Below are 22,485 nucleotides of genomic sequence, written 5' to 3' on the forward strand. Positions count from 1 at the left end.
TCAGTACGTCGATGTCGTCAGTTCTGCCGGCGTGTCAGGCGGATCATGTTCCAGGAGAGCGGTTCGAGTTCGGCGTGCAGGACGCCCTCGGTGAGCGTCGTGCCGGTGGCGGCGTGCGGGGTGACACGGTCGGGCCGGTCCGCGGTGTTGGTGGCCTCCGGGTCGCTGTCGGCCAGGACCAGGTGTTCGGCCACGGTGCGGGCGTCGACCCCGCGCAGGTCGATCTCCAGCGGCAGCGCGTCGGTCTGGCTGCGGTTGACCGCGAAGACAGTGATGTCGCCGGTCTCGTCGTCGGTCACCGCGGTGGCGTGCAACAGCGGTACGTGACCGAAGCGGGCGGTGGGGTACGTCGGGCTGTCCACCTCGACGCGCAGCACCCTGCCGCGTCCGTACGCCGACGCCTGGGCGAAGGGGAAGAACGTGGTCTGCCGCCATGCCGGGCCGCCCGGCTCGGTCATGATCGGCGCGATGACGTTGACGAGCTGCGCGAGGGAGGCCGAGGTGACCCGGTCGGCGTGCCGCAGCAGCGCGATGAGCAGCGAACCGAAGACCACGGCGTCGGTGACGGTGTAGACGTCCTCCAGCAGGCGCGGCGCCTGCTGCCACTCCTCCACCGCATGCGGGTTGGGCCGCTTCTGATACCAGACGTTCCACTCGTCGAAGGAGAGGTTGATGTGCTTCTTCGCCTTGAGGCGGGCCCGCACGTGGTCGCAGGTGGCGACGACCGACTCGATGAAGTGCTCCATGTCGACGGCGGAGGCCAGGAAGGAGTCCCGGTCGCCGTCGATCTCCTCGTAGTAGGCGTGCAGGGAGACGTAGTCCACGAGGTCGTAAGTGGCCTGGAGGACGGTCGACTCCCAGGAGGCGAACGTCGGCATGGAGGAGCTGGAGCTGCCGCATGCGACCAGTTCCAGACCGGGGTCGACCTGCCGCATGGCACGGGCGGTCTCGGCGGCGAGGCGGCCGTACTCCTCGGGTGTCTTGTGCCCGGTCTGCCAGGGGCCGTCCATCTCGTTGCCCAGGCACCACATGCGGATGTCGTACGGTTCCTTGTCGCCGTGGGCGGCGCGGCGGTCGGACAGCTCGGTGCCGCCGGGGTGGTTGGAGTACTCCAGCAGCCGTACGGCGTCCTCGACGCCGCGGGTGCCGAGGTTGACGGCCATCATGGGCTCCATGCCGGTCTTGCCGCAGAAGTCCATGAACTCGCCCAGGCCGAACTCGTTGGTCTCGGTGGACTTCCAGGCCAGGTCCAGCCGGGTGGGCCGCTCCCCGCGCGGGCCGACGCTGTCCTCCCAGCGGTAGCCGGAGACGAAGTTGCCGCCGGGGTAGCGGACGGTGGTCACACCGAGCTCACGGACCAGTTCCAGGACGTCCTGGCGCAGGCCGTCCGCGTCGGCGGCTGGGTGCCCGGGCTCGTAGATGCCTGTGTAGACACAGCGGCCCATGTGCTCGACGAACGATCCGTACAGACGGGGGTTCACGCTGCCGACCGCGAAGGCCGAGTCGAGGGTGAAGCGGGCGGCCGGGGTGGTGGTGCCGGGCTCGGACATGACTGCCTTTCGGACGTCACTTCGGACGTCATTTCGGATGTGGAGGGGAGGAAACAGGGAAGGGAGGGCGGTCAGAGCGCCAGGGCGCAGACCACCGAGGGCGCGGAGATCGGCGGGTGGAGCTGGGCGAGGGTTCCGTCCTGCAGGACGCGCAGGGTGGCGAGCGTGCCGCTGTGCTGGTTGGCGACGAGCAGATGACCGTCCACCAGAGCGAGGCCGCGGGGCCACGTGCCGCCGGCGGGAACCTCGCCGAGCGGTTCCAGGGCGGTGCCGGCGAGGCGGAACGCGGCGATGGTGTCCGCGCCGCGGTTGGTCACCCACACGAAGCGTCCGCAGGGCGACGCGACGATTCCGCCGGGCTGGTTGACGACGTCTTTCGCTGTCGTGGCGGGAGCGGAGGAGAGAGCCGTCAGCGTGCCGTGCGTGGCGTCGTAGCGGTGGCAGGTGACGGTCGAGGACAGTTCGTCGGCGCTGAACACCAGGTCGCCGCCGGGCGCGAAGGCTAGGTGGCGGGGGCCGGACCCGTTGCGCATCGGGTTCACCGCTGCCCGCTCCAGGGTTCCGGTGACGGTGTCGAGCCGGTAGGTGAGGACGGCGTCCGCTCCCAGGTCGGTGGCCAGCACGAAACGGCCCGCGGGGTCGACGAGGACCTGGTGGGCGTGGCTGCCCTCCTGCCGTCCGGTGACCGGTCCCGATCCCTGGTGGACGACGAGGTCGGTCGGCTCCAGCAGGCGTCCGTCCGCGCCCAGCCGGTGCACCGCGACGGTCCCGGGCGCGATGTCGCTGCCGTAGTTCGCGGTCAGCAGCCACTCCCCACTCGGATGGACGTTGAGGTGGCACGGGTTCGCCCCGCCGCTGCTCGCCGGGTCGCCCAGCGGGGACAGGGTGCCGTCGCCGGCGCGGGCGACGGCGCTGACGGTTCCCGTCTCGGTCTCGTTCGTGCTGTAGACGACGCCGAGTGACGGGTGCGCCGCCAGGAAGGAGGCCCCGCTGACGGGCAGCGGCTTCACCTCGTCGTCGTAGGCCAGGCGGCCGGTCGCGGGATCGAGCAGGAGGGCGGCGATGCCGGGGCCGTCGCCGCCGGAGTCCGTGGTGTACGAGCCGGTGAGGACGGGGATCGCGCCGGTGAGGGGGCTTGTGCGCATGGGTGGTCCTGGGAAGTTCGTCGAACGGGGCGGGTGGAAGGCGGGTTTTAGCGGACGATGTCGTCGTGGTGGTCCAGCAGTCCGAGTTCGGAGCGCCGGGGCAGGCCCTCCCAGTCGCCGGCGGTGCTCACCGCGAAGGCGCCGAGCAGGGCGGCGGTCCGCAGCCGCCGCTCCGGGGGCTCCCCCGCGAGCAGTTCGGCCAGGTACCCGGCGGCGAACGCGTCTCCCGCACCCACCGTGTCGTGGACGCGGACCGGTACGGCGGGCTGCCGGTGGGGCTGTCCGTCGAGGAGGGCGTACGCGCCTTCCTCGCCCAGCTTGATCACCGCTCCGGCGGGTCCGAGGTCGCAGATGCCCTTGGCGAGTTCCTCCGGTCCGTACGCCCCGGGCACGACGAGAGCGGCCTCCTGCGGTCCGGCGAAGACCAGGTCGCTCCGGCACAGCAGGGGCCGCAGGACCGAGCGGGCCTCGGCCTCGCTCCACAGCAGTGATCGGAAGTTGACGTCCAGGGAGATGGTGACTCCGGCGGCGGCGGCGATGTCCACAGCCCGGGTCACGGCCGCGGCCGGCCCCTCCCCGAGTGCCGGCGTGATGCCCGTGATGTGCAGGACCGCGGCTCCGGCGACAAGGTGCTCGGGGATGTCGTCGGCGGTCAGCCGCGCGCCGGCCGTGTGGGTGCGGTAGTAGCGCGTACGGCTGTGCGTGGAGGTACGGCGTTCCTTCAGCAGCAGGGACGTGGGTGCGGGGTCGCGCGCGGCGACGGTGGTGACCCCTTCGGCCCGTAGCTCCCGCAGCACGAGGTCGCCGAGTTCGTCGTCGCCCACCCGGCCGATCCAGGTGGCGGATCCGCCGAGACGGCTGACGCCGACGGCGACATTGGACTCGGCGCCGGCGATCCCCAGGCGCAGGGTCGTGCCGAGCGCGAACGGGCCGGGGTTGCGGGTAGCCATGACGGCGAGGACGTCGCCGAGGGTGACGAGGTAGGGCTCGCGGGGCGGGGGCTGAGGGTTGCTCACGTGTTCGTCCCCCCAGCCCGTACGGTGTCCCCCACCGCGTCCAGCAGGGTGCGCGCCCTCGTGGTGAGGGCGTCCAGTGCCTGCGCAGTCGGGTCCCGGTCCGCCCCGCGCAGCAGCGGGGAGCCAATGCCGACCGCGCAGGCCCCCGCGTCCAGGTAGGCCCGTGCCTCGTCGATGCCGACTCCGCCGACGGCGACGAGCGGGATGTCGGGCAGGGGTGCTCGTAGCTGGCGAAGGTGGGCAGGTCCGCCCGTGCTCGCGGGGAAGAGCTTGACGGCGGCGGCGCCCGCCTGCCACGCCTGCCACGCCTCGGTCGGTGTCCAGGCGCCCGGGTAACACGGGATGCCACGGTCCGCCGCGTGCCGGATGACGGCGGTGTCCACGACAGGGGCGACCAGGAATTCCGCTCCCGCCGCCAGGGCGTCCCGGGCCTGGCCGCCGGTGATCACGGTGCCGGCGCCGACCGCGACGTCGGGGCCGAGTTCCGCCCGGATGCGGGTCAGCGCGTCGAGCGCTCCGGCGGTGGTGAGGGTGACCTCCAGGCAGGTGACGCCGCCGGCCGCCAGTGCCCGGGCCACCGCGGGCAGCCCGGAGGCGTCGGTCGACCTGAGGATGGCCATGACCCGGGTCCGGCCGAGTTGCGGGGTGAGGGCGGGACGCTCTGTCATGCCCCCACCGCCGCAGGGGACTTGGCGGTTGCCTGGCTGTCGGTCATACGAAGTTCCTTTGCAGCGGGGTGCGTTGGTGAACGTGAGTCAGACGCGGGTCACTTGAGGCCGGAGGTGGCGACGCCGGCGACGAAGCCCCGCTGCACGATCAGGAACAGGGCCAGCACCGGGACGACGTACATCACCGCGCCCGCGGCGACCAGGTTCCCCAGCGGTGAGCCGTGCTCGTTGACGTAGCCGTAGGCGAGCTTGACCGCGAGCGTGGTGTGGGCGTCGTCCAGCAGCAGGGCGGGCGCGATGTAGTCGCCCCAGGTCCAGCTGAAGGAAAGGATCAGGCTGGTGGCGATGACGGGCCAGGACTGCGGCAGGAAGATGCGCCAGAAGATACGGAACTGCCCGCAGCCGTCGATGATCGCGGCCTCCTCCAGCTCCTTGGGCATGTTCGAGAAGAACTGCCGGAACAGGAAGATCAGGTACGGGGCGCCGCACAGACCCCACAGCACCCAGGGCACGTAGGTGTTGGTGAGGTGCAGCTTGGCGAACAGCAGATAGGTCGGGATGAGGGTGAGGATCTGCGGCAGCATCATCGTCGACAGCAGCACGTTGAAGATGAGCCGCTTGCCGGGCGCGTTGAGGCGGGCGAATCCGTAGCCCGCCCATGCCGAGGCCAGGGTGACCAGGACGGCGTACAGAGTGGCGATCGTCAAGGAGTTGCGGGCGTAGCCGAAGTAGTCGATCTGGGTCAGCGCGTCCCGGAAGTTGTTCAGGCTGGGGTGGTGCGGCCACCAGTGGATGGGCAGCGCGCGCAGCTCGTCGGGGGCCTTCAGAGCGGTGTCCAGCAGCCAGGCGAAGGGGCCCAGGAAGAGGACGAGGGCGCCGACCAGCAGCATGTAGACGGCACTTGTGCGGCGGAACACCATCACTTGCCTCCGAGGGTGCGCGGCCGGGACGTCTTGTCCGGCTCCGGGTCGACGGCGTAGAAGACCGCGCCCTTGCTGAGTTTGAAGACCAGGAAGGTGATCGCGATGATGATCAGGAACAGCACCCAGAGCATCGCGGAGGCGTATCCGTAGCGGCCGTTGGCGAAGTACTGGGCGAACACGTGGATCATGAACAGGTAGTTGCCCTCGGGTACCGACGTGACGCCCCTGGGCGTGGGGTCGAGGGAGATCAGCAGTGGCAGGAAGCTCTGTACGGCGGCGATGATGCCGGTGATGACCTGGAAGAACAGCACCGGGGAAAGCAGTGGCAGGGTGATCCGGGTGAAGGTCTGCCAGGTGTTGGCCCCGTCGATGCGGGCGGCCTCGTACAGCTCCTTGGGCACGTCCTGCAATCCCGCCAGCGAGACGATCATGGCGTTGCCGGCGCCCCAGAGGGTCAGGGTGATCAGGACCCAGCGGGCGTAGGGGTCCATCAGCCAGCTCACGCCGTCGATGTTCAGGGCGTCCAGGAAACCGTTGGCGGCGCCCGAGTCCCGGTCGAAGATCAGCTTGAAGGTGAGGGCGGCGCCGACCGGTGGGACGACCGCGGGCAGGTACAGCAGGGTGCGGAACAGTCCTCGTGCCCTGATCGGCTGGTTGACCAGTACCGCCAGCAGCAGCCCCGCGGCGAGTGTCAGCGGCACGGTGATCGCGGTGAACACGCCGGTGCGGGCCAGCGAGGACAGCGTCTCCGGATCGGTGAGGACCTCCCGGTAGTTGGCCAGGCCCACGAAGCGGGAGTTGTTCGACAGCCCGTCGGAGTTGGTCAGGCTCAGCCACAGCGCGTAGCCGAGCGGGAAGGCCGTCAGGGCGAGGAAGCCCAGCACCCAGGGTCCGGCGAACACGTAGAAGGAGAAGGCGCGGCGGGTGGTGAGCGAGCCGCGCCCGCGGCCGGTGGGCGCGCCGGCCCGGGGCCCGGGCCGGGCGGCCGTCTCCCCGGAGGGGGACGGCGCGCCCGGCGCGGTGATCTGTTCGGTGCTCACCCCACGAGCTCCTTGCCCTGGGCGAGCTGCTCGTTCATCCGGGAGTTGAGCGTGTCGGCGACCTTGCCCGCCGGGGTTCCGGACTTCAAGGCGCCCGGCAGGACCTTGCTCAGCACGCCCTCCAGGGCGGCCTGCTGGGCGTAGGGGGTGAAGCTGAGCACCGAGAAGTGCGGCAGCTCCTGCTCCTGCACCTGGAAGGCCTGCTTCTGGAAGGCGCTGGTCTGCGGCATCTTCGAGCGCAGCGAGGTCAGGGAGGGGATGCCCCAGCCACTCGCCGCGCGCTCCTGGGCGGGCTTGCCGCCGAAGTACCACTCGAAGAACTTCCAGGACGCTTCCTTGTTCTTGGCGTCCCTGGGGATCCAGAAGCCGGTGGCGCCGAAGCAGGAGCTGACGCGATGGCTGCCGAGCTGCGGGGCGGGCGCGAAGCGGGAGACTGCCGCGAGCTTGGGGTCACCGCCGATGAGTCCGCCGAACCAGTAGCCGTTGCAGCTCATCGCCATGCGGTTGGCCTGGTAGGTGGGGCCGTCCCAGCCGTCCGGGTTGGGGTTGCTGACGCTGGGGCCTATGTCGGCCTTGGCGTAGTCCAGATACCACTGCAGCGCCTTGAGCGCCTCCGGGGAGGAGAAGTCCACGGTGGCCAGGTCCTCGGCGAACAAGCTGCCGCCGGCGGAGGCGGTCATGCCCATGAGCTGCGGGAAGACGCCCATTCCGGTGGCGTTCAGGCCGTACACCTTGACCTTGCCCAGACGGCGCTTGACCAGCTTCTTGCCCAGGTCGAGCCACTCGTCGTAGGAGATCGGTTCGGTCGCGCTCGGCGCGTCCAGTTTGGCGGCCTCGAACAGGTCGGTGCGGTACCAGAACATGGAGTCCTGGGAGTAGTCCTTGGCCATGCCGTAGCGCGGGCCGGCGCCCTGCTTCTTGCCGTCGTAGCGCCACACGTCGTTGACCGGGTCGAGGTCCGAGGCCTTCAGCACCGAGCTCTTGGCGAAGTACGAGTCCAGGTCGGTCATCAGGCCGCGAGCGGCGAAGTACGGGGTCTCGGTCGCGCCGAAGCCACGGACCACGTCCGGCGGGTTCTTGGCGGCCAGCATGGCGTTGAGCTTGGTGGGGTCCCAGATGATGACGTTGAGGTTCATCCCCAGCGCCTCTTCGGCGGCCTTGAGGGCCTTCTTGTCCGGCCACTCGTTCTGCACCGTCATCACGGTGAGCGTCGTCTTACCGCTCCCCGTTCCGCCCGTGCTGTTGCCGGCGGTGCCGGCGCAGGCGGACAGGCCGGTCGCGGCGAGCGCGGTTCCGGCGGAGACGGCGAGGAAGCGTCGTCTGTCGAGGGATGTCGTCGTTGACATGGGCATGCCTAAAGGCCTTTCGTGCGTGACGTACGCGAGTGGGAGACGTACGGCGGCTGCGGGGACGTGCGACGGGGGTCATGGCGGCAGGAGGGACTACCGCGGGAAGCGAACGGAGGTGCGCGGCGGCGGTGGAACGCCGGCTCGCTCGGCGGTGGTGCGAGGTACCCGAGACCGAGCGCATCCGTCTGCGTGGACGGGTGCGCACACCGATGGCTGGGGACCGCTGGTGCGACGGTGGTCGCGTGTGCGGTGAGCCCGAGGGCGACTCCCCCGGCCCAGTTGACTTGAGGTCAACTCTGGCCGACATCTTGCTGTTTCGGTATGACCCGTTTCTAGGGCTCTGCTCAGACTTATCGCTTATTTCCGTCTGAGGAAACCGGTTGACTGAAACTTTCGCGAACGTTAGGTTGCGTCGCCAGAAGGTGTCAAGAGGCAAAAACGCGTCACCCCCGTCCACAGCAGCGCGGACCGGGCAACGCCCACCGGAGAGGGGGAGCACGTGCCGGAACAGCCCGCCCGGGCCAGGCTCGTGGATGTGGCCCAGGCGGCCGGGGTCTCCAAGGCCACCGTGTCCAAGGTGCTCAACGGCCGACAGGACCTGTCCGTACGGCCGGAGACACGTCAGCGCGTCCATGAGGCCGCCGAGGCACTCGGCTACCGGCCGCACTCCGGGGCCCGGGCCCTGGCCGGCGCGAGCACCCACGCGCTGGCCCTGCTGATCCCCGCCCTCGCCAACCCCACGTACGTCACCATCGCCCGCGGCGCCTACCAGCGGGCCCGCGAACTGGGCTATCTGTCCCTGCTGGCCGAGGACTTCGACGGCCAGGAAGCAGACGAGTCCTTCCACGACCTGGTACAGGAGGGCAGGGTCGACGGGCTGCTCATCGCCTCTGCCCGTCCCGGCCACCCCCTGCTGGACGCGCTGAGCCGCAGCGCGATCCCGCACGTCTTCCTCAACCGCTCGGTCGAGGGCTCCGGCCGCAACATCACCATGGACGTCGCCCGCTCCAGCGTGACCGCGCTCGACCACCTGCACGGCCTCGGCCACCGAGCGGTCGGACACATCGCGGGCCCTCCCGGGATCACGCCCAGCGAGGTCCGCAAGGAGGCGTTCCTGCGGCACGCCGACACACTGGGGCTCGACGCCGCTCCGGTCGCCTCCGGGGACTTCACCGAGGACGGCGGCGGATCCGCGGCGCGGGCGCTGCTGAGCCCCGCTGACGGCGACGGGCGGCCACCGGTCACCGCCCTCTACACCAGCTCGCTCGCCCAGGCGATAGGCGCCATGGCGGCGATCAGGGACCTCGGCCTCAGGATCCCGGAGGACGTCTCCGTGGTCGGCAACGACGACCTGCCCGTGGCCGCGCACCTCCATCCCCCGCTGACCACCGTCGCGATGCCCCTGCACGAGCTGGGAACCGCCGCGGTGGACGCACTGGTGGCCACCATCGAGGGCAAGCCGACGGGAGACGTCGTCGTACCGACCGAGCCGCGGCTGGTGCTGCGCGCTTCCACGGCCAGACCAGCACGACCAGGAGAAACGCCATGACCGTCGCCGCCGCACCGGCACGTTTCACCGGCCGTACCGCCCTGCTCACCGCGGCCGCCTCCGGCATCGGGGCGGCCACCGCCCGCCGCCTGGCGGCGGAGGGAGCGTCCGTTCTCGTCACCGACGTGGACGTCGAGGGCGCCCATCGCGTCGCCGAGGAGATCCGCGCCGAGGGCAGGCAGGCACGCGACCTGCCCTTGGACGTCACCTCGCCGGCCCAGTGGGCGGCTGCCGTCGCCGAGGCCGAGTCCTGGACCGGACGCCTCGACGTGCTCCACCTCAACGCCGGTCGCAACCTGCCAGGAGCGGCACACGAACTCGACGACGCCGGCTGGCACGACCAGCTGCGGCTCTCCCTCGACTCGGTGTTCTACGGCGTCCGGGCCGCGGTGCCGCTGCTCAGGACGGCCAGGGGCGCGGTGGTGATCACCTCGTCCGTCCACGCGGCCGTCGGCTTCAAGGGCTTCCCGGCATACGCGGCGGCCAAGGGCGGAATCGACGCTCTCGTGCGCCAGTTGGCCGTCGAGTACGGCGGACAGATCAGGTTCAACGCCGTCCTGCCCGGAGCCGTGGTCACGGCCCTGTGGACCCAGACGCCCTCGGAGTACAAGGTGCAGACCATCGGACGCACACCTGTCGGCAGGCTGGGCGCCCCCGAGGACATCGCCGCCGCTGTGGCCTTCCTCGCCTCCGAGGACGCCTCCTTCATCACAGGACAAAACCTCCTCGTGGACGGCGGCCGCAGCATCAGCTCCCAGGAGTAGGCCGCCGGGCCTCGCCCGTACCGGGCGGCCAACCGCCACGCCCGTCCCACTCCGACCCGACCGCCGCACGCCGGCGGACTGCCCGCGCCGCACGGACGCCCGCAACCCTTCCTCGGACCCTCCCTCCCCCTCCGCGCGGGGAGCCGCCGGTCTGGGGGCCGTACACAGCACTGAACACAGAACCCGGAGACCCACCCCATGAAGATCACTGGATACGAGCTCTTCCTCGTCGAACCGCGCTGGCTCTTCCTCCGCATCGACACCGACGAGGGCGTCTCCGGGTGGGGCGAGCCGATAGTCGAGGGCAAGGCCCACACCGTCGCCCGCTGTGTCGAGGAGATGTTCGACTACCTGGTCGGTCAGGACCCGGCCCGGATCGAGGAGCGCTGGCAGGTCCTCGCCAAGAGCGGCTTCTACCGCGGCGGCGTCGTCCTCAGCAGCGCCCTGGCCGGAATCGACCAGGCCCTGTGGGACATCGCGGGCAAGACCCACGGCGTCCCGGTCCACCAGCTCCTCGGCGGCCACGTACGCGACCGGGTGCGCGTCTACGGCTGGGTCGGCGGCGAGACCCCCGAGGAACTGGCCGAGTCGGCCGCCGAGCAGGTCGCCAAGGGCATGACTGCGGTCAAACTGAACCCCTGCGGCCAGCTGGAACCCCTCGCCACACCTGCCGCCATCAACGCCATCGTGGACGGGGTGGCCGCGGTCCGCGAGGCCATCGGACCCGAGCGCGACCTGGCACTGGACTTCCACGGCCGGTTCAGCGGGGCGATGTCCCGCCGCGTACTGCCCCTCCTGGAGCCGCTCCTGCCGCTCTTCGTCGAAGAGCCCGTGCTGCCGGAGTTCTCCCGGGACCTCGGCGCCGTGGTGCGCTCCACCTCCATCCCCATCGCCACCGGCGAACGCCTGTACTCCCGCTGGGACTTCCGCTCGGTCCTCTCCGACGGCATCGCCGTGGCCCAGCCGGACATCAGCCACGCCGGCGGCATCTCCGAGTCCCGCCGGATCGCCGCGATGGCCGAGGCGTACGACGTCATGGTGGCCCCGCACTGCCCGCTCGGCCCGATCGCCCTCGCGGCCAGCCTCCAACTCGACTTCGCGATCCCCAACTTCCTCATCCAGGAACAGGCACTGGGCATCGGCTACGGCGACAGCAGCGGACTACTGGACTACCTCGCCGACACCACACCCTTCACCTTCCGCGACGGCTACATCCACCGTCCGACCGCACCCGGCCTCGGCATCACCATCGACGAGGACGCGGTCCGCGCCGCCGCCGAACGCGGCCACCGCTGGCGCAACCCGGTCTGGCGCAACACGGACGGCTCACTGGCCTCCTGGTAACCCGTGGGCAGGTCCCGGCCGGACGGCCGCATCCCGCCGCCTCCGGCCCGGGCCATCCACCCGCCAAGCCCCCGGGTCCCGAGTCGTCCCTCAGGTCATGGCGACGCGCAGTACTCGATCCTGCCGAATGCGTCCCCGCGCGAACAAACGGAAAGTGACCGCGGTCGGGAGACACAGGGCACTCAGCGGGCCTGGGCATTCGCAGGCGCCCAGCGACAACGGCGGAGTCTGGTCCGGCGCGGGCCAGGTACCGAGGCGCGCACCGGCGGGGGCGCGGGCGATGGGTGATCCCCCATCGTTCAGCAGCTCCCACGACGCGACGGGCCCGCCATGGTTCGCGGCCCCTCAGCCCGATCGCCTTGCGCCGCTTCCGGATGGATCATGGGTATGGCGCTCGTCCGACAGTCGGATCGAACCAGGGCCGCCGGGCCGTTGAACAGAGGGCGTGAGTTGCCGTCCGGTGCAGGTACAGAAGGGCTCATGAAAGAGTCCGGCCGCGTGATCAGGGCCGATCGCTGACGGCTCGGTAGGCCGCGATGAACAGGGTGTGGGACAGGTCGATCAGTTCGTCGACGGTGGCGTTCTGGTGGCCCAGCGTCCAGTCCACGAGGAGTTCGTTGACCCCGCCGACCAGGCTCATCGCGGTCATGGTCAGCCGGCCGGAGGAGCCTTCCGGGCCAGGGAGCGATCCGACGACGGCGGCGACCATCGCGGCGAATTCGTGCAGGACCTCACGGCGGCGCACTTCGAGGCGGGGGCTGGCGCCCACGACCTCGATGAGCACCAGGCGGGCCTTGCGGGCGTCGTCGGCCAGTGTGCGGATGAACACCTCGAGGCCGGCGCGCAGTTGGGCGTCGACATCGGGTGCGGCAGCGGCTGCGGCCTGCGCGGTTTCGGCTGTGATCGCAGCGATCAGCTCGTTGTAGACCCCGGCGAGAAGGTCTTCGCGGTCCCGGAACGACTCGTAGAAGTAGCGCTCGGTCAGTCCCGCATGCGAGCACACCTGCTTGACGGACACCGAGGCGTATCCGGCCGTGCCGAACAGGTCGAGGCCCGCCTGGACGAGGCGGGTGCGGCGCTCCTGCTGTCGTTGCGCCGCATCGCGTCCGCCGTAGCGCCGCCCGGCGGCCTGTGTGCCGGTCATTTTTCCCCTTCGCAGAGGTGTTGACACCGGTGTGCTCTGAACTGACACTCTAGCTTGTCAGTTCATCTGACATGGCATCGTGTCAGACGTGCGTGGGGGCCGCTTGCCGCCTCGGCGTTCCGCTCATGCTCAGGGCAGGGAAGGGGCTCGACCGTGGCAGCACCGCCCAGGCACCCGTACAGGTTCGGCCGACGAGACCGCGACAGACTCCCCCGCACACAACCGCTGACCGGCCGAGTGATCGCGGTCACCGGGGCGGGCCGCGGAATCGGGCGTGCCGTCGCAGCCCGGCTCGCCGCGGCCGGAGCCGCCGTGGCGATCGGCGATCTCGACGCGGAGCTCGCCACGGAGGCGGCTGATGCCATCGGCGCGCATCCCGGTGGCCGACCACTCGGACTGTCTCTCGACGTCACCGACACACATTCCTTCGAGGACTTCCTGCGCACCGTCGAGACCCGGCTGGGGCCGATCGACGTGCTGATCAACAACGCCGGAATCATGTGGGTGGGCCCCTTCGGGGAGGAACCGGAGGAAGCCGCCCTGCGCCAGTTCGACGTCAACGTCCACGGCGTACTGCGTGGGATGAAACTCGTGATCCCCAGGATGCGGAAACGCGGTCACGGCCACGTGGTGAACATCGCCTCCGCCGCCAGCAAGGTCGCCCCGCCCGGCGAGGCGACCTACGCGGCGACGAAGCACGCCGTCCACGGCTACAGCACAGCCGTCCGCGCCGAACTGCGCGGCACCGGCGTGCACGTGTCCCTCGTGATGCCCGGCGTCGTGGACACCGACCTGGCCGTGGGCACCGCGTCCGGCCCCACCCGGCGCCTGACGACAGATCAGGTGGCCGACGCGGTGCTCGACGTCGTGCTGCGCCCGCGGTTCGAGGTCTTCGTTCCACGCCAGGTGGCCGCCCTGACCCGGTTGGCCGCGGTCCTGCCGGGCCGTGCCCGCGACGCCCTGCATCACCTCCTTGTCCCCGACCAGCTCGCCGCCCTGTCCGACCGGTCGGTCCGCGCGGCCTACGAGCAGCGCACCCGGACCGCCCGCCATCCCGAAGGATGAGCCCGTGACCACCACGCCCAAGCCGGCGCCCAGCGCGGAGAAGGCCCAGGACGCCGCCGCTTTGCGTCCCATTCCCGAATTCGACGGTGTCCACGACGTATGGCCCCGCGGTGACCGGCTGCGCGCCGTGCGCCGTGCCGCGGCCACCTACCGTGAGCGGTTCGTCCAGCAGGGCCGCATCCACGCCGTCCGCAGTTTCGACATCGCCGCCGCCCCGTACCCGACCCGGTTCGGCTTCCACGGCGCAGCCCTCGCCGTCAACCCGTTCGTGAGCATCGTCAACCGGATGCTCGTCGTGCAGTTCGACGGCTTCGACGGTGAGCCGAAAACACTGGTGTGGGAGCCGACCGTCGCCGCCGGAACGGCTCGAGCGCCGTACTACGCCCAGCTCAAGCGGCTGGCGGGAGACTTTCTCACCGAGCACGTCTTCGCCCGCTACTACCACGACCCGAACACCGTCCTGCCCTCCTGCGGACTGCGACCCGAGGACGTGGACTTCGTCAGCTTCGACCACCTGCACGTCCAGGACGTGCGCATGATCATGGGAAGTACCAGCATTGTTCCCGGCGAACGGGCGCCCCGCGAAGCGCTGTTCCCACGCGCCCAGCTGTTGGTGCACCGAAGGGAGCTGGGCACCTTCGAATCGACGCATCCGATGCAGTGGGCCTGGTACGTCGACGGAGGCATGGACGGGGTGCCGGACGAGCGCGTCACCGCCTTCGACGGGGATGTCGAACTCGGTGTCGGCGTCAGCCTGTTGTGGACCCCCGGCCATACGGACGGCAACCACTCCCTGGTGCTGAACACCCCCGACGGGGTGTGGGTCTCCTCCGAGAACGGCATCTCGGCCGACAACTGGCAGCCCGAGCTCTCCCGCATCCCCGGGGTGCGCCGCCACGCCGCGTTCTACGGCCGTGAGGTGGTCCCCAACGCCAACACCCTCGAGGACTCCCTCGATCAGTACGACTCCATGGTCAAGGAGAAGACCCTCGCCGACCCCAGCCGGCGCGACCCGCGCTGGCTGCAGATCTTGCCCTCCTCGGAGCTGGCCCCCTTCAAACGGCAGTGGCCGGTGCTGCCCAGCTTCCTCCACGGCGGTCTGAACTACGGCGAACTGACCCCTGCCGGTGAACTGACCTCTGCCGGTGGTGGCCTATGACCGGCCCGGCCGCCCGCCGGATCGCCGCGGACGGCGTGGAGTCGGACGGCGTGGAGCTGGCCGCCTATCAATGGGGAGCGTCCACGGCTCCTCCGGTGGTGCTGGTCCACGGCTATCCGGACACCAGCGCCGTGTGGCACCCCGTCGCCGAGCGCCTGGCCGACCGCTTCCACGTCACCGCCTTCGACGTGCGCGGAGCCGGTGCCTCCCACCGGCCCAGGGGGCTGCGCGCTTACCGGATGTCCCGTCTGGAAGCCGACCTGGAGGCGGTTCTCGACGCCGTGAGCCCCGACCGGCCGGTGCACCTGGTCGGACACGACTGGGGATCGATCCACTCCTGGGAGTCGGTCACCGGCACCCGCTTGGCCGGGCGGATCGCCTCGTTCACCTCCATCTCGGGACCCTGCCTGGACCACGTCGGCCACCTGATCCGTGCCCGCCTCGGGCCGCGGCATCCGGATCTGCCGAAGATGCTGCGGCAGGCCGCACGGTCCTGGTACATCGCCTACTTCCATCTTCCGCTCCTGCCCGCCCTGACCTGGAGAGCACTGGGACACCGCTGGCGCGCCTTCCTCACCGGCTCCCAAGGCATGCCCGGGGACACGCCCTACCCCGCGCCGACGCTGGCCCGCGACGCCGTGTCCGGCACCGCGCTGTACCGCGCCAACATGCTGCCCCGCCTGCTGCGTCCCCGGGACCGGCGGACCACGGTCCCGGTTCAACTCATCATCCCCAGCCGCGACTTCTGCGTCACCCCGGTGCTGTCGTACGGAGTGGAGCACTGGACGGGCCAGACACAACGGCGTCCGATCGACGCCGGGCACTGGGTACAGCTCAGTCACCCCGAGGAGGTCGCGTCCCGGATCGCGGAATTCGCCGAGCGCGTCGAAGACAGCTTCCGCCGCGATTCGGACCACACCGCGCACCCGATCTGACGGATCAGCAGTACGGGACAACTGCCTGACCGCCCCTCCCCCACACCCATCGCTGATGGAGGAACCTGTCATGTTCCGAGCCGCACATGCCCACCCGCACCGACCGTCCGAGCCCATCGACCACCACGACCTGGTGCTGCAACCCCGGGACGTCACCTTCGACTGGGGCGCCACCCCGCTGCACTGGCTGCCGGGCGAGCCCTTCGCGACCCACACCTTCGACGTGCTCCACCTCATGCTCCCCGAACTCGAACGCTGGTTCGTGCGCACCTTCGAGCAGGCACTGCCGCTGATCACCGATGACCGGCTGCGCGAGGACGTACGCGGCTTCATCGGCCAGGAAGCGATGCACGCCGAGGCGCACCAGGGGGTCCTGGAGCACCTGCTCGCCAAGGGGCTGGACCCGGCTCCGTACACCCTCCAGTCCGAATGGATCTTCCGAAGGGTGCTCGGAGACCGGCCGGAGCTGACGCCGGCCGCCACCCACGCGCACCTCCTCCAACGGCTCGCCCTCATAGCGGCCTTCGAGCACTTCACCGCGTACATGGGTCACTGGATTCTCAGCAACGGACACCTGGACCAGGCCGGCGCGGACCCCGCGATGCTCGATCTGTTCCGCTGGCACGGCGCGGAGGAGGTCGAGCACCGTTCGGTCGCGTTCGACCTGCTGGTGCACCTCGATCCCCGGTACCGGCGCCGAGTGGTCGGCATGCTCGTCACCGCTCCGGTGCTGACCCGGCTGTGGATCCGCGGAGTCCGCTTCCTGATGAGCGCCGACCCCGAACTCGACGAGCGGGTCAAGGTCCGCTTCCGCTACTACCTGGCCGCGGCCCGCAAGGACCTGTTGCCCCGGCCGGGCGCGTTCGCCCGCTCGGTGCTGCGCTACTTCCGCCCCGGCTACCACCCGACCCAGGAGGGCTCGACCCAGCAGGCGGTCGCCTACCTGGCGGCGTCCCCCGCTGCCCGAGCGGCTGCCCAATGACCCGGCGACCAGTGAGGCATCCCATGGACATCAGCGCACCCGTCACCCGGCCGCCGGACCTGTACGGCAGGCCCCGCAGCGACTCCTTCATGCAGAAGCTGGCGGCTTTCAGCGACAACGCGGTCACGCGCCTCGCGCGGCGCAGCACTCCACCCCGGCGCCCGCCGACCTCCGAAGAGCCCGTGATCCGGGAGCTGGTGGTCGCCGCCAAGCACCAGGAGGCCGAGGACGTCGTCTCCCTGCGCCTGGCAGCACCCGACGGGGCATCCGATGGGTCATCTGATGGGGGAATGCTCCCGCCCTGGCAGCCCGGCGCCCACATCGAACTGCACCTGCCCTCCGGACGCAAGCGGCAGTACTCTCTGTGCGGCGACCCCGCCGACCGGTACCGGTACCGCATCGCGGTGCGCCGCATCGCGAACGGCGGAGGCGGTTCGGCCGAGGTACACGGCGCCCTCGGAGAGGGCATGCGCGTCGCCGTCACCGGGCCCCGGAACGCCTTCCCCTTCGCCGCCGAAACATCCGTCCTGCTCATCGCAGGCGGCATCGGAATCACCCCCATCCTGCCGATGGCCCGGGAAGCCGTCCGACGCGGACTGGACTGGAGGCTCGTGCACACCGGCCGCAGCCGCGGCTCGATGCCCTTCGCGGCAGAGCTGGCCGAACTCGCAGCCGCAGCCCCCGGCCGGGTCTCCATCCGCCCTGACGACGAGTCGGGCGCGCCCGAAGCAGCCGATCTGCTGAGCGTGAGCCCGGCGGCGGGTGCTGTGTACTGCTGCGGGCCCGCGCCCATGATCGACGGCGTTCGGCGCGCGTTCGGTGACAGCCGCGCGTCAGCCCTGCACTTCGAGCGCTTCGCCCCGGCCCCGATCACGGACGGCCGTCCCTTCGAACTTCAGCTGGGCGACACCGGACGGGTACTGCCCGTACCGCACGACCGCTCCGCCCTGGACGTTCTCCACGAAGCCCTGCCGGACGTGCCGTTCTCCTGCCGCCAGGGGTTCTGCGGCACCTGCCGGGTACGGGTGGCCCATGGGCACGTAGATCATCGTGACCGCCGGCTCACCACCACCGAACGTGCGGCCGGCGCCATGCTGCCGTGCGTCTCGCGTGCACCGGAAGGAGAACGGTTGGTGCTGGAGGTGTGAGTCGGCCGAGCGCCCGTCGAGGAAGTCGTGCGTGACGCCCTCGCATGCGTCTTGTTCCGACAACGGACCGAGCCCTGCCCCGTCCCTGTTACGAACGCCGTCAGAGACCGATGCCCTCAGCCGCTTCTCCGAGAGGCGTGGCCAGGGCACACAATCCTCGTCGGCGTCTGGCACCTCCTCACCTACCAGTACGACTGGCTGCCCTTCGGGCTGTATCTCGGCTGACCCGCCGTCCCTTGTCTCATACACTCAGCCGATGGAGACGGCACTGATACTCGCCGGCAGCGGGGTCACGCTGCTCATCTTGATCATCGTCACCGTGCTGCTGCTTGCTGGCCGTCGAATGCGGCGCGGCCGGAAACTCGGCCACTACCCATACCGTGCCAAGCCCAACGGTACCTACGACAACTCGTCGACGGGCAGTCCCCACTGAGCTTTTCCAAGCCTCCGCGTCAGGTGGGAAGTTGGCCTGACAGACGGATGAATCCCCTGGTAGATGGGTTTTCGACCAAGATAACCGTGGTCCCACGTCGGTTCCGGTTCCGATGAGGTCTCTGAACTGCTCCCCGTACCAGCGGAGAGTGGTCCCGTCGCGGAGTCCCACCCGGTAATCGCACCCAGTTACTCGCTGCGGAGCTTGTGCCATGCCCCGCACCATCTGGAGCGGCGCCATCTCCTGATCTGCAGCTCTCAGAAACCGAATTGGTGGTGCCGGAGGAATCACAGCGAGATGATCCGGAGAGCGAGAGCCGCTCCGCCTGCCGCCTCAGTACTGTGACTTCGCATGACCGACACCGATATCGAGATCACCGCAGACCTGGTGCGCGACCTGCTGCAGGAACAGCATCCAGACCTTGCGGGGCTGGCCATCCGCGAGGTGGCGGGCGGCTGGGGCAACCAAATGTGGCGCCTCGGGGAGGAGTTGGCCGTGCGCATGCAGCGCATGGACCCCACCCCGGAGCTCCAGCTCAAGGAGCGGCGGTGGCTCCCCGTGCTGGCCCCGCACCTGCCGCTCCCGGTGCCCACCCCGGTGCGGTTCGGTGAACCGTCTGGGCGCTTCCCCAAGCACTGGACCGTGATGACGTGGGTCGACGGCGAGCCGCTGGACCACGGCTCGATCAGCCGCGGCGACCACGCGGCCGACACGTTGGCGGGCTTCCTGCAGGCGCTCCATGTGGAGGCGCCCGCCGACGCGCCCATCGGTACCGACCGCGGCGCCCATCCCAAGAACTGCACCGACGGCTTCGAGAACTTCCTCCAAGCCGTTGCCCTCGACGACATCGCTGCCGACGTCCGGGCGGTCTGGGACGACGCCGTTGCGGCCCTGCCGTGGGAGGGCCCGCCGGTGTGGGTGCATGGCGACCTTCATCCCGCGAACGTCGTCGTCTCGGACGGAACGCTCTCCGGCATCGTCGACTTCGGTGACATGTTCGCCGGCGATCCGGCCTGGGACCTCGCCGCCGCATGGGTGTTGCTGCCCACGGGCGCCGCCTCACGGTTCTTCGACACATACGCGCATGCAGACGAGGCGGCGATCCGGCGCGCCCGCGGGCTGGCCACCATGAAGAGCCTCTTCCTCATGCTCATGGGGCAGAACGGAGACCGGGGTCTTCCCGGCGGCAAGCCGCACTGGGGACCCGTAGGCCGGGCGGCACTCGATCGCGTCCTGGCGGGCGTCTAGGGTGCGTATCGGGTCGTGCTCAACGAATCGCTCCGGTGAGCTCCTTGCCCCAGATCATCGAGGCGCTCAGGTAACGACCGGCAAGGTAGCTGTCCGGGGTCTTGTCGTAGCGAGTGGCGAGGCCCCGCCATGCGCTTGCGCTTGTTGATCAGCCGGTCGACGGTGTTGCTCTCTCTGTAGAGGCCGGCGCCGGTCCGGGCCGGCGGATCGCCGCGACGGCGTCCGGCCGGGCGCGGGGGCGGCCGACGGACCCGCGGACCCGCGGATCCCCATCTTCCGCGGGCCGGGGATGAACTGCGGGCTGTCAGCCACCTGTCCGGCGATCAACGCGAACGCCGACGGGCGGCACCTGCGGTCGGCGGCGAGGTGGACCTGGCTGGTCCGCCCGCCCCGCGAACCTCCCAAGAAGGCGGTCTTCAGGCGGAGCTGTCACCGGCCGAACCCGTCCCCGTTCCTCCCGCTCGGCGGCCGCTTCGGCGTCGCGTCCGCTCTGTTCTTCGGGGCTGCCCCCTCTAGTCGAGCTTTCTCCTCTTCCGCGGCGGCCTTCTCCAGGGCGGTGCAGACCCACTGGCCCAGGTACATCCCGGCGGCATCGCGGTGGGCGCCTGCGATGGTGGAGTCAATGCTGAACGGGGACATCTCGCCGCGACTCGCCGCCTCCGCGATCAGGTCCTCCATCGGGGCATCGGGCGCCGGCCTCGTGCCACCGGCTGAAGCGGTTGGAGACGGATGCCCAGACACCGAACGCGCTCGGCATCTCCCGCCACTGCCCGCCGGTCGAAACCGCCAGATCACGCCGGCGAACTGCCGCCGCAGAGTCTTGGGGTACAGGCCGTACCCGCCGATCGGCAGGTGTGGCCCGATGAACTCCCACTCTTCGTCAGTCAGTTGTGGGCGCGTCACGCACGACGGTCTACCGGGCCAGGGCCTGGAACGGGGCGAAACCCACGGATTGATCACTACCCGATCCGCACCTTAGGCGGACTGCGGGGCGGGTGTTTCCGGAGTGGCCGCGACCTTGCGAGTCTCGAGCATTATCAGCAAGCCGTTGACCACCATCAGTGTCGCGGTCAGGCCGTGGACGCCGAGCGCGGTGGCCACGGAGCCGTGGTGGGCCAGCACCGCAGTCATGTCGCCGTACGCGGCGAGGGCCTCAACCAGCAGCACCCAGCCCAGCGCCCGGCGGTGGCCCGTCACCAGCAGGATGCCCAGGACCAGTGCCAAGACGACGTCGCGGATTCCCTTGATGATCAAGAAGCTGTCGCCGTCGTCTCCGGTCTCAGGATGAACTCCGTCCCGAACCAGAGGATGAAGAGGACGAAGGCGGCGGCCAGTACGGTATTGATCTTCTTCAGCGACACGGTTTCTTGCCCTTGCGAAACTTCGTCAGCTTGGTGAGCTTCATGGAGCCCGGTGAGTCGTATGGCCTGATCAGGCCGATCTGCGCGGCAGCTGCATTTGCGGATGTCGGGATCTCGGTGGGCAACCGCCCTGAGGAGTGGGGATGTTGCGGCCACCGGCGCGGCACCTGCCCGCGGGCGCAGAAATCCGAAGCCCTCTCGGGCTCGCCCCGACTGGGCAGAAGCCGTCGATATACAGGGGCGATCCAGCTCATCTCGAGGTGGCGGCGGTATCAGACGAGGGCGGAGGTGAGCAGGGCGAAGGCGGCGATGATGACGGCGACGCGGACGTAGTGGTAGCGCTCCCAGCGGTGCAGCTGCTCCTTCCAGTCGGCGGGGCGGTTCTCGGGGGTCCAGGTCCTGTTTCGGTTGTTGATCGGGACGAGTAGCAGCATCGACATGACCACGCTGACGATCAGCAGACCGGCGGCGGTGGCGACGAGTCCGGCGCCCTTGTGGTCCCATCCGGCGGCGGCCCAGATCGCGCTGAGGACGAGTGAGCCGATGTACCAGAACGGCATCAGGGTGCCGAGCATCCGGCCGCCGTGGGCGTGGCCGAGCTGGGCGCTGTCCTCGGGGAGCGCGTTCAGGATCCGGTTCATGATGAAGGCGACGGAGAACTCCACCCCCACCATCAGGCCGACGACGACGGTGGTGACGACTCCGAGTGCGTTGAGCATGAGGATCCCTCCGTGGCGAACTAGCGTTGCTAGCTGATGAAGCAACGCTAGTACTGCTGCCGCTCGATTGTCTAGCGGTGCTAGGATCAATCCATGTCGGTACAGGAACGCAAGCAGCGCGAACGGGCGGAGCGCGAGCGCCTCATCGTGGCGACAGCCCGCGAACTCGCCGAGCAGCAGGGCTGGGACGCAGTCACCACCCGCCGGCTCGCCGAGCGCATCGAATACAGCCAGCCCGTCCTCTACAGCCACTTCCGAGGCAAGCGCGAGATCATCGGCGCCGTCGCCCTCCAAGGGGCCGCCGAACTGGCCACGGCGGTGCGGGCCGCAACCGCCACCGCGGACGGCCCCCGCGCCCGGGTCGCCGCCCTGGCCCGCACCTACCTCGACTTCGCCGCACGCAACCCGGCGGTCTACGACGCCTTGTTCCAGCTCGACGGCGGCCTGCCGTACGCGCAGGAGGACACCCCCGAGCCGTTGAAGGACGCCTTCGCCGCCCTGCTGGAAACTCTCGGCGAGGTCACCGGCGACGGCGTCCAACCGGAACTGTTCACCGAGGTGTTCTGGGCGGCCCTGCACGGCCTTGCAACCCTGACCCGCGCGGGCCGCCTGCTGCCCGAGGACGCCGAGCCGAGGGTGAAGCTGCTGGTGGACCGCCTCGCCATCGTCTGACACACCGCCCCGGCGGGCACGCATCCGGGGCCTTCGGAGCCGCCAGGCCTTCCTGCCGGGCCGGCCCGGGCGCGCGCACCGGGCCATCGAGAACACCGTCCACCGGACCAAGGACGTCACCTTCAGCGAGGGCGCCGGTCAGGTCCGCCACCACAGCCCGGTCGTCGTGAGCGGCTTGCGCGGTCTGGCCCGGCTACCCTCCACCGGGACGGTGGATCAGCATCGCCGGCGGATGACGTGCTTGCTCCCCATCCGAAGCGGTCCCCGCCCT

General features: G+C 70.1%; 20 protein-coding genes and 2 pseudogenes. 11 read left to right on the forward strand and 11 right to left on the reverse strand.

Annotated elements, in window-relative coordinates; translation table 11 throughout:
* Nucleotides 1–17: 17 nt before the first annotated feature.
* From M2157_RS02355 to M2157_RS02385, 7 genes are all read right to left on the reverse strand, one after another.
* Nucleotides 18–1,550, reverse strand: a complete 1,533-nt coding sequence (locus tag M2157_RS02355; protein ID WP_280864238.1) for an alpha-N-arabinofuranosidase — start codon at nt 1,548–1,550, stop codon at nt 18–20.
* A gap of 71 nt (nt 1,551–1,621) precedes the next feature.
* On the reverse strand, nt 1,622–2,695 hold the full coding sequence (locus M2157_RS02360; protein ID WP_280864239.1) for a lactonase family protein: 1,074 nt from the start codon (nt 2,693–2,695) through the stop codon (nt 1,622–1,624).
* A 47-nt stretch (nt 2,696–2,742) separates the two neighbouring features.
* Nucleotides 2,743–3,711, reverse strand: a complete 969-nt coding sequence (locus M2157_RS02365) for a sugar kinase (RefSeq protein ID WP_348541774.1) — start codon at nt 3,709–3,711, stop codon at nt 2,743–2,745.
* On the reverse strand, nt 3,708–4,379 hold the full coding sequence (locus tag M2157_RS02370) for a bifunctional 4-hydroxy-2-oxoglutarate aldolase/2-dehydro-3-deoxy-phosphogluconate aldolase (protein WP_280864240.1): 672 nt from the start codon (nt 4,377–4,379) through the stop codon (nt 3,708–3,710). Before M2157_RS02370 ends, M2157_RS02365 begins: the two co-directional genes overlap by 4 nt.
* Nucleotides 4,380–4,477: 98 nt before the next feature.
* The gene (locus tag M2157_RS02375) at nt 4,478–5,299 is read right to left on the reverse strand and encodes a carbohydrate ABC transporter permease (RefSeq protein ID WP_280864241.1); all 822 of its coding nucleotides are present in this window, start codon (nt 5,297–5,299) and stop codon (nt 4,478–4,480) included.
* A complete protein-coding gene (locus M2157_RS02380) occupies nt 5,299–6,342 on the reverse strand; it encodes a sugar ABC transporter permease (RefSeq protein WP_280864242.1) in 1,044 nt (347 codons plus the stop codon). Before M2157_RS02380 ends, M2157_RS02375 begins: the two co-directional genes overlap by 1 nt.
* Nucleotides 6,339–7,688: an extracellular solute-binding protein gene (locus M2157_RS02385; protein WP_348541775.1), complete on the reverse strand. Its 1,350-nt coding sequence runs from the start codon at nt 7,686–7,688 to the stop codon at nt 6,339–6,341. The genes M2157_RS02380 and M2157_RS02385 overlap by 4 nt, the downstream gene beginning before the upstream one ends.
* Before the next feature lie 502 nt (nt 7,689–8,190).
* Between M2157_RS02385 and M2157_RS02390 the strand changes: the two genes are divergently transcribed.
* From M2157_RS02390 to dgoD, 3 genes are all read left to right on the forward strand, one after another.
* Nucleotides 8,191–9,240 (forward strand): LacI family DNA-binding transcriptional regulator, encoded by a 1,050-nt coding sequence (locus M2157_RS02390; RefSeq protein WP_280864244.1) that lies wholly within the window; start codon nt 8,191–8,193, stop codon nt 9,238–9,240.
* Entirely contained in the window at nt 9,237–10,004 is a 768-nt protein-coding gene (locus tag M2157_RS02395; RefSeq protein ID WP_280864245.1) for an SDR family NAD(P)-dependent oxidoreductase, read from the forward strand. The genes M2157_RS02390 and M2157_RS02395 overlap by 4 nt, the downstream gene beginning before the upstream one ends.
* Before the next feature lie 198 nt (nt 10,005–10,202).
* A complete protein-coding gene (gene dgoD, locus M2157_RS02400; RefSeq protein ID WP_280864246.1) occupies nt 10,203–11,348 on the forward strand; it encodes a galactonate dehydratase in 1,146 nt (381 codons plus the stop codon).
* 502 nt (nt 11,349–11,850) lie between these two features.
* On the opposite strand, the gene M2157_RS02405 is transcribed toward dgoD, so the two are convergent.
* Entirely contained in the window at nt 11,851–12,492 is a 642-nt protein-coding gene (locus tag M2157_RS02405; protein WP_280864247.1) for a TetR/AcrR family transcriptional regulator, read from the reverse strand.
* 153 nt (nt 12,493–12,645) lie between these two features.
* Between M2157_RS02405 and M2157_RS02410 the strand changes: the two genes are divergently transcribed.
* The 7 genes from M2157_RS02410 (at nt 12,646) to M2157_RS02440 (ending at nt 19,462) form a co-directional block, all read left to right on the forward strand.
* Nucleotides 12,646–13,557 carry an SDR family oxidoreductase gene (locus M2157_RS02410; RefSeq protein WP_280864248.1) on the forward strand — a complete coding sequence of 304 codons (912 nt, stop codon included), beginning with the start codon at nt 12,646–12,648 and terminating at the stop codon, nt 13,555–13,557.
* Nucleotides 13,558–13,561: 4 nt separating this feature from the next.
* Nucleotides 13,562–14,716: a hypothetical protein gene (locus M2157_RS02415; RefSeq protein ID WP_280864249.1), complete on the forward strand. Its 1,155-nt coding sequence runs from the start codon at nt 13,562–13,564 to the stop codon at nt 14,714–14,716.
* On the forward strand, nt 14,713–15,651 hold the full coding sequence (locus M2157_RS02420; RefSeq protein ID WP_280864250.1) for an alpha/beta fold hydrolase: 939 nt from the start codon (nt 14,713–14,715) through the stop codon (nt 15,649–15,651). Before M2157_RS02415 ends, M2157_RS02420 begins: the two co-directional genes overlap by 4 nt.
* Nucleotides 15,652–15,721: 70 nt before the next feature.
* Nucleotides 15,722–16,633, forward strand: a complete 912-nt coding sequence (locus tag M2157_RS02425; protein ID WP_280864251.1) for a metal-dependent hydrolase — start codon at nt 15,722–15,724, stop codon at nt 16,631–16,633.
* A 23-nt stretch (nt 16,634–16,656) separates the two neighbouring features.
* On the forward strand, nt 16,657–17,781 hold the full coding sequence (locus tag M2157_RS02430; RefSeq protein WP_280864252.1) for a PDR/VanB family oxidoreductase: 1,125 nt from the start codon (nt 16,657–16,659) through the stop codon (nt 17,779–17,781).
* 256 nt (nt 17,782–18,037) lie between these two features.
* Entirely contained in the window at nt 18,038–18,214 is a 177-nt protein-coding gene (locus M2157_RS02435) for a hypothetical protein (RefSeq protein WP_280864253.1), read from the forward strand.
* A 351-nt stretch (nt 18,215–18,565) separates the two neighbouring features.
* Nucleotides 18,566–19,462, forward strand: coding sequence for an aminoglycoside phosphotransferase family protein (locus tag M2157_RS02440; RefSeq protein WP_280864254.1), 897 nt, complete (start codon nt 18,566–18,568; stop codon nt 19,460–19,462).
* Between the two features lie 19 nt (nt 19,463–19,481).
* Here M2157_RS02440 and M2157_RS02445 read toward each other — a convergent pair.
* The 3 genes and pseudogenes from M2157_RS02445 to M2157_RS02455 form a co-directional block, all read right to left on the reverse strand.
* Nucleotides 19,482–20,365 (reverse strand): annotated as a pseudogene (locus tag M2157_RS02445) (transposase).
* Between the two features lie 72 nt (nt 20,366–20,437).
* A pseudogene (locus M2157_RS02450) lies at nt 20,438–20,823 on the reverse strand (DUF4267 domain-containing protein).
* Nucleotides 20,824–21,095: 272 nt separating this feature from the next.
* Nucleotides 21,096–21,542, reverse strand: coding sequence for a DUF1772 domain-containing protein (locus M2157_RS02455; RefSeq protein WP_280860091.1), 447 nt, complete (start codon nt 21,540–21,542; stop codon nt 21,096–21,098).
* A gap of 93 nt (nt 21,543–21,635) precedes the next feature.
* Here M2157_RS02455 and M2157_RS02460 point away from each other — a divergent pair, with 93 nt between their 5' ends.
* Nucleotides 21,636–22,214 (forward strand): TetR/AcrR family transcriptional regulator, encoded by a 579-nt coding sequence (locus tag M2157_RS02460; protein WP_280864255.1) that lies wholly within the window; start codon nt 21,636–21,638, stop codon nt 22,212–22,214.
* Nucleotides 22,215–22,485: the final 271 nt, after the last annotated feature.

Origin of the sequence: Streptomyces sp. SAI-127 (assembly GCF_029894425.1) — a bacterium.
Lineage (GTDB): Bacteria > Actinomycetota > Actinomycetes > Streptomycetales > Streptomycetaceae > Streptomyces.

Coding starts and splice junctions, on each gene's coding strand:
- M2157_RS02395 (WP_280864245.1), top strand. CDS start 9,237: ATGACCGTCGCCGCCGCACCGGCACGTTTCACCGGCCGTACCGCCCTG.
- M2157_RS02375 (WP_280864241.1), bottom strand. CDS start 5,299: ATGGTGTTCCGCCGCACAAGTGCCGTCTACATGCTGCTGGTCGGCGCC.
- M2157_RS02425 (WP_280864251.1), top strand. CDS start 15,722: ATGTTCCGAGCCGCACATGCCCACCCGCACCGACCGTCCGAGCCCATC.
- M2157_RS02435 (WP_280864253.1), top strand. CDS start 18,038: ATGGAGACGGCACTGATACTCGCCGGCAGCGGGGTCACGCTGCTCATC.
- M2157_RS02355 (WP_280864238.1), bottom strand. CDS start 1,550: ATGTCCGAGCCCGGCACCACCACCCCGGCCGCCCGCTTCACCCTCGAC.
- M2157_RS02385 (WP_348541775.1), bottom strand. CDS start 7,688: ATGTCAACGACGACATCCCTCGACAGACGACGCTTCCTCGCCGTCTCC.
- M2157_RS02370 (WP_280864240.1), bottom strand. CDS start 4,379: ATGACAGAGCGTCCCGCCCTCACCCCGCAACTCGGCCGGACCCGGGTC.
- M2157_RS02460 (WP_280864255.1), top strand. CDS start 21,636: ATGTCGGTACAGGAACGCAAGCAGCGCGAACGGGCGGAGCGCGAGCGC.
- M2157_RS02420 (WP_280864250.1), top strand. CDS start 14,713: ATGACCGGCCCGGCCGCCCGCCGGATCGCCGCGGACGGCGTGGAGTCG.
- dgoD (WP_280864246.1), top strand. CDS start 10,203: ATGAAGATCACTGGATACGAGCTCTTCCTCGTCGAACCGCGCTGGCTC.
- M2157_RS02440 (WP_280864254.1), top strand. CDS start 18,566: ATGACCGACACCGATATCGAGATCACCGCAGACCTGGTGCGCGACCTG.
- M2157_RS02360 (WP_280864239.1), bottom strand. CDS start 2,695: ATGCGCACAAGCCCCCTCACCGGCGCGATCCCCGTCCTCACCGGCTCG.
- M2157_RS02405 (WP_280864247.1), bottom strand. CDS start 12,492: ATGACCGGCACACAGGCCGCCGGGCGGCGCTACGGCGGACGCGATGCG.
- M2157_RS02455 (WP_280860091.1), bottom strand. CDS start 21,542: ATGCTCAACGCACTCGGAGTCGTCACCACCGTCGTCGTCGGCCTGATG.
- M2157_RS02430 (WP_280864252.1), top strand. CDS start 16,657: ATGGACATCAGCGCACCCGTCACCCGGCCGCCGGACCTGTACGGCAGG.